This is a genomic window from Streptomyces platensis (assembly GCF_008704855.1).
In the GTDB taxonomy this organism is placed as follows: domain Bacteria; phylum Actinomycetota; class Actinomycetes; order Streptomycetales; family Streptomycetaceae; genus Streptomyces; species Streptomyces platensis.
In genome coordinates this window covers 7,949,303-7,960,944 of the sequence record NZ_CP023691.1, presented here as the reverse complement: position 1 = coordinate 7,960,944, position 11,642 = coordinate 7,949,303, and the positions used below count along the sequence as shown (strand labels likewise).

Genomic DNA, 11,642 nt, shown 5'->3' with positions numbered 1-11,642 from the left:
GGAGGAGATGTGCACCAGTTGCTACGCCTCAGCGACGAGGTCGAACAGGCCCTGGAGGAAGGTTTGCCGGTGGTGGCATTGGAGACCACCGCCATCAACCACGGGCCACCGTATCCGGGGAATTTGGAGTGGGCGCTGGCCATCTGCCGGGCGGTGCGCGAGGGAGGGGCATCCCCCGCTCTGACCGGCATCGCCGATGGACACTTCGTCGTCGGGATGAGCGAGAGTGATCTTGAACGGTTCGCCGCCACCGCGCACATTCCCAAGGCCAGTACGCGGGACCTCGGGCTGGTCCTGGCCTCCGGCGGCCTCGGGGCCACCACCGTTGCCTCCTCCTTGCTCATCGCCCACCTCGCCGGAATTCCGGTGCTCTCGGCCGGAGGCATCGGAGGAGTACACCGCAATGCCTCGGCCACCTTCGATGTCTCCGCCGATCTCATGGAGTTGACCCGCCATCAGGTCGCGGTGGTGTGTGCGGGCGCCAAGAGCATTCTGGACGTGGGGCTCACCCTGGAATATCTGGAGACGCTTGGGGTGCCGGTCATCGGCTATCGGTGTGCGGACTTCCCGGCCTACCACTGCACTTCCAGCGGATTCCCCAACCCTCAGCGGGTCGATGAGCTCACGGCCCTGGCCGCGGCCGTCGACCTGCACTGGACGGCCGGGGCGACGGGATCGGTGGTCGTCACCTCGCCCATAGGAGCCGAGCACGCGCTGGACGGCGACCGCATCGAGCAGGCGGTCCAGGGCGCCGTGCGGCAGGCCGGACGCGACGGTGTGCACGGCGCGGCGATCACCCCGTACCTGCTGGAGGCCGTATCCGCGGCGACCGGGGGACGGAGTGCAGCGGCGAGCCGCTCCGTGCTGATCAGCACGGCGAAGCTGGCCGGACAGGTGGCCGGTGCCTTCGCGGACCGCCAAACGGCTGAGCGCGGTGCAGGCCGTGCTCCGCGACCAGGACGGCAGGCCGGCCGGGCCGACGACGTGTGGAAGCGAGTGAGAAGATGACCAGCCCCAGAACCAAGGCCGTTGAGGACCGGCGCAAGCACGCCCGACTCCCCCGTAAGGCCACACTGATCACCAGCTGTCTGGCGGTGTGTCTCGCCCAGATCGCGCTGGCCATGCCCGCGACCCTCAACGGGCTGTTCCAGCAGAGCCTGCACCCGGTCGGCTCCCAGCTCACCTGGATCTCCGACGCGTTCTTGTTGCCCGTGACGGTACTGGAGCTGACCTTCGGCGTGCTGGGCGACCTCTTCGGCCGCAAACGGCTGCTGGTCGGCGGCACGGCCCTGCTCGCCGTCGGCGAGGTGGTGGCGGCAACTGCCGGTGACATCCCCCAGTTGTGGACAGGCCAGCTCCTGGGCGGTCTCGGCGCCGCGGCACTGTTCCCCACCACGCTCGCCATGGTTGCGGCCGGCACCCACACGCCGCGCGACCGGGCCCGGGGCATCGCGGTCTGGACCGCCTCGCTCTCCACCGGCGGCTTTGTCGCCCCCGTGCTCGGCGGCATATCCGGCACATACGGTTCATGGAAGCTTTCCTTCGTGATCGTCGCCGCACTCGCCGTCATCACCGCACTTGTCTGCTGGCTGCTTGCCGAGGACTCCAGCTCGCCGGAGGGCCGCTCACTGGACTGGGGTGGCCAGATCACCATCCTCATCGGCCTGTTCGCCCTGCTCTACGCCGTGATCCAGGGGCCGACCGACGGATGGGGCTCCCCATCCGTCATCGGTTCCTTCGTCGTCGCCGCGGTGTTCCTCGTCCTGTTCGTCCTCGCGGAGCACCGGGCCCGCTCGCCCCTGCTGCGGCTCGGTCTCTTCCGCAACCGCGCCTTCACCATCGTCTCGGTCATCACCGTCGTCGGGATGTTCAGCTTCCTCGGCACCGCCTATGCGACCAGCATCCGCATCGGGGTGATCCAGCACCAGAGCCCCCTGCGGACCTCGATGGCCTTTGTCCTGCTCGGCGGATTCTCGCTGGTGCTCACTCCGCTCATCTCACGGCTGCTGGAGCGGGCGAATCCGCGCTGGCTGCTCTCCGGCGGGCTGCTGCTGATGGCCACGGGCGACTTCTGGATGGCGACCCTGGACATACGGGAGACCTCGCTCGGCGCGCACCTCGCCCCCTTGGGCCTGGCGGGCATCGGCTATGCGTTCAGTATCGCGTCGGTCACCGCCGTCGCCGTGAACACGGTGCCCGTCCGCTACACCGGTATGGCCAGCGCATCGACCAGCCTGCTCCGGGACTTCGGCTTCACCCTCGGCCCTGCGCTCATCGGTGCGGTCGCCCTCGGCCAGGCCGCCTCGGCGTTCCGGTCCGGCTTGTCTGCGTCCTCGCTCCCCCCGGCGACGCAGGCCGCTGCCACAGAAGTGGCCCGGGCAGGGGGCCCGCTGGCGGTGAACTCCCTTCCGCCGGACTCCGCGCCGGGACAGGCGGTGTCCCTGGCCCGGGACGCGCTGGGCCAGGGCTACTCGCTCGGGTACGTGGTCTGCGGGACGGCCGCCCTGATGGCGTGCCTGCTGGCCGTGTCGGCCTTGCGGGGTGACCGGAAAAACGCCCCGAGCCCCCAGGAATCGTCAGCAGCGGGCACTCCGGCAACGACGGCCCCGGAGCCGCTGTAGCAGGTCAACCGGTGCGCACGGGCAGGCTTCCGGGGCCGGCGAACACCAGCGCAGTGTGCCCGGGGCGCCCCGGCCGGACCGTTGACCGGCCGGGGCGCCGAACCCGGGGGGAGAGAGATCCGGCGCGGGTATGGGGCCTTACGCGCGGTTACGCGGTCGATGGCGAGCCGCAAGAGGCTGCGCCGCATTTCCAGCTCTGCCGCCTCCCACGTTTCCCTCAACAGTTGGCCGTCGTCCACGATGCTCGTGTCGATGACAGCACGCGGGGCAACGGCGTCCGAGTGTTTCTGCGTGGCCTCCACGGCCGCGCTCCCTCGTCTCTTCGGTCTCCTCGGGAAGCGTCAGAGCCGTCCAGCGCTCCGCGATCTTGACCGCCGGGGCGTCGGTCGGTTCCAGCGCCATGACGACGTTGAGCCAACGGCCGACGACCTCCCGTTCGGGTGCGCCGGCGTACGCGGACGCTGGAGCCGGGCAGATGCCGCACTCCCGCTCCTTCTCGCACTCGTACGAGAGCCCACGGAGAGTCATCGCGCGCTTACACCCCACACAGGGCAGCAGGTCAGTGAGGGGGTGAGACGCCTTGCCGGCGCCCGGAAATCCGTCGCCGGCCAGCGGACGGACTTTGCCCGCCGCCACGCTCTGTGCCTGCCGCTGACCAGCCTCATCCACCAGCTCCGTGCGCAGGTCGAGGCAGGGAACCTGGGCGGGTGTCACACCGTCCGGCGACGGCCGTCCGGCCAAACGGTCCGAGCTGCTGCCGTATGAGGACTGACACCGGGCGGCGCCGGGCTCCCGGCCCCCGCGTCCGGCTTGGAGGAAGCTACAGCCGGGACCGGGGCGCTGGCCTGCGCAAAGCGCCAGTAGACTCTGACCACGTGACTGCCTCTGCGAAGCCTCGCATCCCCAACGTTCTGGCCGGCCGCTACGCCTCCGCGGAGCTGGCCGTGCTGTGGTCCCCCGAATACAAGGTCAAGCTGGAGCGGAAGCTCTGGCTTGCCGTGCTGCGCGCGCAGAAGGACCTGGGGGTGGAGGTCCCCGAGCAGGCGCTGGCCGACTACGAGCGGGTCCTGGACGACGTCGATCTGGCCTCCATCGCCGAGCGCGAAAAGGTCACCCGGCACGACGTCAAGGCCCGTATCGAGGAGTTCAACGCCCTCGCCGGCCATGAGCAGGTCCACAAGGGCATGACCTCCCGCGACCTGACCGAGAACGTCGAGCAGTTGCAGGTGCGGCTGTCCCTGGAGCTGATGCGGGACCGTACGGTCGCCGTGCTGGCGCGCCTGGGCTCGCTGGCCGCCCAGCACGCCGAGCTGGTCATGGCGGGCCGCTCGCACAACGTCGCCGCCCAGACCACGACCCTCGGCAAGCGTTTCGCGACCGCCGCGGACGAGCTGCTGGTGGCGTTCGCCCGGCTGGAGGACCTGCTCTCCCGTTACCCGCTGCGCGGCATCAAGGGCCCGGTCGGCACCGCCCAGGACATGCTCGACCTGCTGGGCGGCGACGCCGCCAAGCTCGCCGACCTGGAGCAGCGGATCGCCGGGCACCTCGGCTTCGGCCAGGCCTTCACCTCCGTCGGCCAGGTCTACCCGCGGTCGCTGGACTACGACGTGGTGACCTCGCTGGTGCAGCTGGCCGCCGCCCCCTCCTCGCTGGCCAAGACCATCCGGCTGATGGCCGGCCACGAGCTGGTCACCGAGGGCTTCAAGCCCGGCCAGGTCGGCTCCTCGGCGATGCCGCACAAGATGAACACCCGCTCCTGCGAGCGCGTCAACGGCCTGATGGTGATCCTGCGCGGCTATGCCTCGATGGCCGGTGAGCTCTCCGGAGACCAGTGGAACGAGGGCGATGTGTCCTGCTCCGTGGTGCGCCGGGTGGCCCTGCCGGACTCGTTCTTCGCGCTGGACGGCCTGCTGGAGACGTTCCTGACGGTGCTCGACGAGTTCGGCGCGTTCCCCGCCGTCGTCGCCCGGGAGCTGGACCGCTACCTGCCCTTCCTCGCCACGACGAAGGTGCTGATGGCGTCCGTGCGGGCCGGTGTGGGCCGCGAGGAGGCACATGAGGCGATCAAGGAGAACGCGGTCGCCTCGGCGCTGGCCATGCGGGAGCAGGGTGTGGAGCGCAACGAGCTGCTGGACAAGCTCGCCGCCGATGCGCGGATCCCGCTGGAGAAGGCGCAGTTGGACGCCCTGATGGCGGACAAGCTCTCCTTCACGGGCGCGGCGGCCGACCAGGTGACGGCCGTCGTCACCCGGATCGGGGAGATCGCCGAGCAGTACCCGGAGGCCGCGGCGTACACCCCCGGCTCGATCCTCTGACGCGAGGGCTCATGGGCCTCACCCCCGAAGAGCTGGCAGCCGCTCGCGACCGCGTCGTCCCGGACGTGGCCGCGAGCGGCCTGCGGGTGCTCTTCTGCGGTATCAACCCCGGGCTGATGACGGCAGCCACCGGCCACCACTTCGCCCGGCCCGGTAACCGTTTCTGGCCGGTTCTGCACGCCGCCGGCTTCACCCCGCGCCAGTTCCGGCCCGCCGAGCAGGAGGAGTTGCTCGCCCATGGCCTCGGCATCACCAATGTCGTGGCGCGGGCGACCGCCAAGGCCGACGAGCTGACCGCGCAGGAGTACCGCGAGGGCGGCCGGCTGCTGGCCGAGAAGGTGGCGCGGCTGCGCCCCCGCTGGCTGGCCGTCGCCGGTGTCACCGCGTACCGCGTCGCCTTCGACGACCGGAAGGCCGCGATCGGGCCCCAGCAGCGGACGCTGGGCGACACCCGTATCTGGGCACTGCCCAACCCCAGCGGGCTGAACGCCCATTGGACGGTGGCGGCCATGGCGGAGGAGTACGGACGGCTGCGCGCCGCGGCGTTCGCGGAGGGTGACGGCGCATAAAGCCGTCCACCGTTCGGCCGGTCGTCATCTTGAAGGCATGTACATGCCTACCGGACAGTTCTACTCTGACGCCGCCCGCGCAGCTCCCCCCTCCCGTACGGAGACTCCCGTGCCTGCTACGCCCGCGTCCCCCTCCTCCACCGAGTCCCCCACCTCCCACCGCATCCGCCGCTCACGCCGCCGTAAAGTCACCGCGCTCGCCGGGGCGTTCGCCCTCGCCACCGCCGGTCTCGGCGTCTGGGCGGGCAACGGTTTCGGCGCCGAGGCCGCCGCGGCCGCCGTGCCCACCCCCGACCATGTGGTCGTCGTGGTCTTCGAGAACCACGCCTACGACCAGGTGATGGGCAGCTCCAGCGCCCCGTACCTCAACTCCCTGGCCTCCGGCGGCGCCGGCCTGACCGCCTCCTACGCCGAGACCCACCCCAGCCAGCCCAACTACTACGCCCTCTTCTCCGGCGACACCCAGGGCGTCACCGACGACAGCTGCGTCGACCCGGGGTTCAGCGACGCCCCCAACCTCGCCTCCGAGCTGACGGCGGCCGGCAAGTCCTGGGCGAGCTACAACGAATCGCTGCCGTCCGAGGGCTCGACCACCTGCAAGAGCGGCACGTACGCGCAGAAGCACAACCCGTGGTTCGGCTTCAGCAACGTCTCCACCGGCTCGGCCCACACCTTCGACGCCTTCCCGACCGACTTCTCGAAGCTGCCCACCGTCTCGTTCGTGGTGCCGAACCTGTGCAGCGATATGCACGACTGCTCGGTGTCCACCGGTGACACCTGGGTGAAGGACCACCTCAAGAGCTACGCCGACTGGGCCAAGACCCACAACAGTCTGCTGCTGGTCACCTTCGACGAGGACAACCGGCTCAGCGGCAACCGCATCCCGACCGTGCTGTACGGCCAGCCCGTACAGGCCGGCTCCACCTCGGACACCACCTACAACCACTACGACGTGCTGCGCACCCTTGAGGACATGTACGGCACCGCGCACGCCGGCCGGGCCGCCGACGCCAAGGACATCAGCGGAATCTGGGCCGGCTGACCCGTGTATCTCGCAGACGGCCGCCCGGCTCCCGCCACCTCCGTACCGCCGGGCGGCCGGCGCACCGGCCGCAGCCGCCGCGTCCGCGCCGCCGTCCCCTCCACGGTGCTGGTCCTGGGCACCGTCAGCCTCATCACCGACATCTCCTCAGAGATGGTCACGGCCGTGCTCCCGCTGTACCTCGTCGCCGAACTCGGGCTGTCCCCGCTGGGGTTCGGGGTGCTGGACGGGGTCTACAACGGGGTGAGCGCACTGGTCCGGCTGGTGGGCGGCCGGCTTTCGGACCGGGGTGGGGGCGTCGGGCACAAGGCGGTGGCCGCGGTGGGGTACGGGCTCTCCGCCCTCTGCAAGCCGCTGTTGCTGCTGGTCCACTCGTTGCCGCTGATCGGGGCGGTGCTGGCGGTGGACCGGACCGGCAAGGGACTGCGGACCGCACCGCGGGACGCGATGATCTCGCTGGCCGCCGAACCGGCCGCCCGTGGCCGGGCGTTCGGGGTGCACCGGGCGATGGACACCGCGGGCGCCCTGTGCGGCCCGCTGGTGGCGTTCGTGCTGCTGCGGGTGGCGGCCGAAGGCTATGACGCGGTGTTCACGGTCAGCTTCTGTGTGGCCGTACTGGGCGTGGTCGTCCTGCTGTTGTTCGTCCCGGGCCGCGCCCTGCCCGCCGCGGAGGGCACCGCCGGACCGGCATCGGCCGGTCCGGCATCGGCCGGTCCGGCATCCGCCGGTCCGGCATCCGCCGGGCCACGGACGCCGGCTGCGCCACGGACGCCCGTGCGCGCGCTGCTGGGCCGGCCGGAGATACGCCGGCTGACCGCATGCGCCGTACTGCTCGGGCTGACCACCGTCAGCGACTCCTTCCTGTATCTGACCCTCCAGCGGCGGCTGGACCTCCCGGCGGGATGGTTCCCGCTGCTCCCTCTGGGCACCGCCGCGGCGTTTCTGTCGCTGGCGGTGCCGATGGGGGCGATCGCCGACCGGATCGGCCGACGGCGGCTGTTCCTGGCCGGGCATCTGGTGCTGCTGTGCGTCTACGGACTGCTGCTGGCACCCCTCGACGGCAGCACGGCGCTGGTCTGTGCCGTGCTCATCCTGCACGGCGCGTTCTACGCGGCGACCGACGGAGTGCTGGCCGCCGCGACCGCCGACGCGGTGCCCGAGGACGCCCGTGGCAGCGGCCTGGCCGTGGTGCAGACCGGCCAGACGGCCGCGCGCTTCGTCTGCTCGCTCGCCTTCGGTGCCGCCTGGACCGCCTGGGGCGACCACACCGCCGTCCTCGCCGCGGCCGTCGGGCTGGCTCTGGCCGCGGCCCTCAGCGCCCGGCTGCTGCGCCCGGCCGGACCGGCGGCGGGCCCGAACTCCCCCTCGGAGCACACCTCATGAACCGCATGCCGCTGAGCCGCACCGCGCGCCTGCTCATCCTGCTCGCCACCGTCGTCGTCCTCGGCGCGGTCGCCGTCGGCGCGACCCTGGCCGCCGCCGGACGCGCCGACCGGAAGGACCGCACCCAGTCCGACGGCCCGAAGGTGACCCCCGGGGCCGTACGACTGGACGGGCCGCACCAGGGTCTCTTCCGCAACATGGCCTGGGGGCCGCACCGCGACGAGATCACCGCCGTGCCGGAAAGGCGGCTCACCGGGCCGCGCACCGCGTCCGGCGTGCACTGTCTGCGGTTCCACGCGGCCGCCGGAACCGGTATCTGTCTCCAGGCCGTCCACGGCGAACTCCGGGACAGCTACCGGGCCGTACTCCTGGACCGCCGGCTGCGCGAGGTGCGCCACTACGACGTGGCCGGCACACCCACCCGCGCCCGGGTCTCCCCCAGCGGCCGCACCGTCGCCTGGACCGTCTTCGTCAGCGGTGACTCCTACGCGGGCACCGCCTTCTCCACCCGTACCTCCGTCGTCGACACCGGCGGCCGGCGCCTGGACGCCAACCTGGAGACCTATGCGCTGACCGTCGGCGGACACCGGGTCCGCGCCGCCGACATCAACGTCTGGGGCGTCACCTTCGCCGATGACACCCGCTTCTACGCCACCGCCGCCACCGGCGGAAAGACCTATCTCGTCCGCGGCGACCGCGGCACCAGAACTCTCCGGGCCCTGCACCCCAACGTCGAATGCCCCTCGCTGTCCCCGGATGGCACCCGGATCGCCTACAAGAAGCGCATCGCGGGCGCCGACCCCGACGCTCCCTGGCGGCTCTACGTCCTCGATCTGCGCACCCTGCGCGAGACCGCGACCGGTGAACACCGCAACATCGACGACCAGGCCGTCTGGCGCGACGGCCACACCCTGGTCTACTCGCTGCCGGGCGACTACGGCTCGGACCTCTGGACGGTCCCCGCCGACGGCACCGGCACCCCGCACCGCCTCCTCTCCGCGGCCCTCGCCCCCGCTTTCACCCGCTAGGGATGTGGGTGGCCCCGGGAACCGCCGCCCCCTCTCCCCCACGGCCACCAGCAGCTGGAACGGCAGCTCGCGCCCGCCCTGCCCCACTCCCACGCCGATCCAGCGGCCCTGCACCCGCCAGCCGTGCATCCGCGGGACATAACCGCACAGCGTGTCCAGCGGCGGCCGGACCGGCAGGCCCTGCGCAGTCCGCTCCAAGTGGGCCCCGAGATCGACGGTTTCGGGGGCGCCCCACCGTAACGACAGCGCCTGCACCAGCGCCGTCAGCTCGGCGGTGAAGTCCTCCTCGGTCTCCGCCACCTCGGCGGCGTCCGCGTCCCAGAACTCCCCGCTGACCCGCAGCCCGGCTATGTGGTAGCCGGGCCCGCTCTCGACCATGGCGGACCGGTCCGGCACCGCCGGGAACTCCCGCCGTCGCAGTCGGTCGATGACCGTCAGATGCTTGTCAATGGTCATGCCGTCAGTAAACCGCGCGGGTCTGACAATTGGCCCTCCCGCGGCCCGGCGCGGGTCGACCTCGCGCGCACCGCGACCGCCGGGCAGGCGTCACGGCGGCCGGCTGCCCCCTCCCGTGGGGCTCGCCGCGCACCCCCTGACCGGCTACGATCCGCCCACACGCAAAGTGAGGGAGACGGACGTTGGGGCGGCTCACCGGCGGGGACCCGTCCCTGCTGCGACGGATCAACTCCGCGGTGGTGCTGCAAGCGCTGCGCGCCGCGGACTCCCCCACGCTCACCGACCTCGTCCAGGTGACGGGGCTGTCCCGGCCGACGGTCGAGGGTGTGGTCGAGGGGCTCATCGAGACCGGTCTGGTGGTCGAGGCGGCCGCCGGGGAGGGTGCGACGCGTCGCCAGGGGCGGCCGGCCCGCCGGTTCCGTTTCCGTACGGAGGCCGGCCATCTGCTGGGCATCGAGATCGGCCCGCACCGCGTCGCCGCCCTGCTGTCCGATCTGGGCGGCCGGGTGCTGGACACCGCGCAGCGCCCCGTGGAGGAGCGCGCACCGGCCGACGAGCGGCTGGAGCGGGTCCGTGCCGTGGTGGCCGATCTGCTGCGCCGTACGGGCGTGCCCCGCGATTCGCTGCGGGCCGTCGGGGTGGCCGGCCCCGGCATCGTGGAGGCCGACGGCACCGTCCGGCTGAGCACCGCGCTGCCCGGCTGGACGGGTTTCCCGCTGGGCGAGCGGCTGCGGCGCTCGTTCCGCTGCCCGGTGCTGGTCGAGAACGACGCGAACGCCGCGGCGGTGGCCGAACACTGGCAGGGCGCGGCGACCGGCTCGGATGACATCGTTTTCGTGCTGGCCGGACTCAGCCCGGGGGCCGGTTCACTGATCGGCGGACGGCTGCACCGCGGCTTCGGCGGGGCCGCCGGGGAGATCGGCGCGCTGCATCTGCTCGGCCGGGAGGCCACCCCGGAGAAGCTGCTGTCGACGACCGGAGAACCGCTGCATCCCCTGGACGAGGCGCAGGTGGCGGCGGTCTTCGCGGCGGCACGGGACGGCGACGCACAGGCGCGGGAGGCGGTGGACCGCTTCATCCGGCGGCTGGTGCACGATGTCGCGGCTCTGGTGCTGGCGCTGGACCCGGAGCTGGTGGTGATCGGTGGCTGGGCGGCGGGCCTGGCGGGCGTACTGGAGCCATTGCGCCGGGAGTTGGCGCGTTACTGCCTGCGCCCGCCGCAGGTCGCCCTGTCGCAGCTCGGCGAGGCGGCGGTGGCCACCGGGGCGCTGCGGCTCGCGCTCGACCACGTGGAGGGCGAACTCTTCGCGGTGGAGAGCACGGTGACGGGCCGCCGCCGCACCGCGGCGCGCTGACGGCCACTACGCAGCGGCGACGCCCCGCCACAACGGAGCGGGCCCCTCCGAGATCCGGAGCGGGCCCGTCCCCTCAGTCGCCGGTCAGTCTCACCCCGCGAGCAACGCGACCGCGTCGCTCTCGCCGAAGGTCAGACGGCAGGTGTCCGCCCGGTAGGTGGAGACCGCGACGGCTGCCGTACGGCCGCCCGAGACATAGCGGGTGGTGACGACCAGGACGGGTGCGCCGGGCAGCCGGTCCAGCTGCTTGGCGTCCTCCGCACGGGCCGAGCCGAGCTCGACGGTGCGGTCCTGGCCCTCCAGCTCCAGCGACTGAAGCTGAGCCAGGACCGCATAGGCCTGCGCCGGGCCGGTCAGCAGCGCGATCTCCGCGCCGCTGGGGATCACGGCCGCCGGGACGTACAGCAACTCGGCGGCGAGGGGCCGGTCCTCGGTGACCCGGCTGCGGCGGACGATGTGCACCGGGTCGCCCTCGGCGGTCTCCAGCAGGCGGGCCACCACGGCGGGCACACTGCCGCTCTCGTCGCAGCCGAGCACCTGCCAGTCGTCACCTGCGGCGCCGGGCCAGCTGTGGCGGGCGGGTGCGACGGCGACACCGACCCGGGGCGGGGCGACCGTGGTGCCCACACCGCGGCGGCGCTGGAGTCTGCCTTCCAGCTCCAGCTGTTCGAGCGCCTGCCGCAGCGTGGCCCGTGCGACGCCGAACCGCGCCGCCAGATCACGCTCGTTGGGCAGAATCTCGCCGACCGCGAACTCCGAGTCCAGCGCCTCGCTGAGCACGGTCTTGAGGTGCCAGTACTTCGGCTCCGGCACCGTTTCGAGCTGCGTGGTCCCCACCCTGTCCTCCGCACTGGCCGCTACCGGGGCTGCTCC

9 protein-coding genes are annotated in these 11,642 nt (G+C 72.1%); 8 read left to right on the top strand and 1 reads right to left on the bottom strand.

Going from position 1 to position 11,642, the window contains the following annotated elements; translation table 11 throughout:
• The first annotated feature begins 9 nt into the window (after positions 1-9).
• From CP981_RS35145 to CP981_RS35105, 8 genes are all read left to right on the top strand, one after another.
• Positions 10-1,008, top strand: coding sequence for a pseudouridine-5'-phosphate glycosidase (locus CP981_RS35145; RefSeq protein ID WP_244329937.1), 999 nt, complete (start codon positions 10-12; stop codon positions 1,006-1,008).
• A complete protein-coding gene (locus CP981_RS35140) occupies positions 1,005-2,621 on the top strand; it encodes an MFS transporter (protein ID WP_085922167.1) in 1,617 nt (538 codons plus the stop codon). The genes CP981_RS35145 and CP981_RS35140 overlap by 4 nt, the downstream gene beginning before the upstream one ends.
• A gap of 875 nt (positions 2,622-3,496) precedes the next feature.
• Entirely contained in the window at positions 3,497-4,936 is a 1,440-nt protein-coding gene (purB, locus tag CP981_RS35135; protein WP_085922168.1) for an adenylosuccinate lyase, read from the top strand.
• Between the two features lie 11 nt (positions 4,937-4,947).
• Positions 4,948-5,505 carry a G/U mismatch-specific DNA glycosylase gene (mug, locus tag CP981_RS35130; RefSeq protein ID WP_085922169.1) on the top strand — a complete coding sequence of 186 codons (558 nt, stop codon included), beginning with the start codon at positions 4,948-4,950 and terminating at the stop codon, positions 5,503-5,505.
• A gap of 163 nt (positions 5,506-5,668) precedes the next feature.
• Positions 5,669-6,547 carry an alkaline phosphatase family protein gene (locus CP981_RS35125; protein WP_085922425.1) on the top strand — a complete coding sequence of 293 codons (879 nt, stop codon included), beginning with the start codon at positions 5,669-5,671 and terminating at the stop codon, positions 6,545-6,547.
• Between the two features lie 3 nt (positions 6,548-6,550).
• The gene (locus tag CP981_RS35120; RefSeq protein WP_085922170.1) at positions 6,551-7,930 is read left to right on the top strand and encodes an MFS transporter; all 1,380 of its coding nucleotides are present in this window, start codon (positions 6,551-6,553) and stop codon (positions 7,928-7,930) included.
• Complete coding sequence (locus tag CP981_RS35115; protein ID WP_425282192.1) at positions 7,927-8,958, top strand: TolB-like translocation protein; 1,032 nt, start codon at positions 7,927-7,929, stop codon at positions 8,956-8,958. The genes CP981_RS35120 and CP981_RS35115 overlap by 4 nt, the downstream gene beginning before the upstream one ends.
• A 638-nt stretch (positions 8,959-9,596) precedes the next feature.
• On the top strand, positions 9,597-10,769 hold the full coding sequence (locus tag CP981_RS35105) for an ROK family transcriptional regulator (protein WP_085922171.1): 1,173 nt from the start codon (positions 9,597-9,599) through the stop codon (positions 10,767-10,769).
• Positions 10,770-10,859: 90 nt separating this feature from the next.
• Here the strand turns inward: CP981_RS35105 and CP981_RS35100 are convergent, their stop codons facing one another.
• The gene (locus CP981_RS35100; RefSeq protein WP_085922172.1) at positions 10,860-11,606 is read right to left on the bottom strand and encodes a GntR family transcriptional regulator; all 747 of its coding nucleotides are present in this window, start codon (positions 11,604-11,606) and stop codon (positions 10,860-10,862) included.
• Between the last annotated feature and the right edge of the window lie 36 nt (positions 11,607-11,642).

What these genes read in the sequence shown, in the direction of transcription:
- CP981_RS35140 (WP_085922167.1), top strand. Translation starts at nt 1,005, where the DNA reads ATGACCAGCCCCAGAACCAAGGCCGTTGAGGACCGGCGCAAGCACGCC.
- mug (WP_085922169.1), top strand. Translation starts at nt 4,948, where the DNA reads ATGGGCCTCACCCCCGAAGAGCTGGCAGCCGCTCGCGACCGCGTCGTC.
- CP981_RS35115 (WP_425282192.1), top strand. Translation starts at nt 7,927, where the DNA reads ATGAACCGCATGCCGCTGAGCCGCACCGCGCGCCTGCTCATCCTGCTC.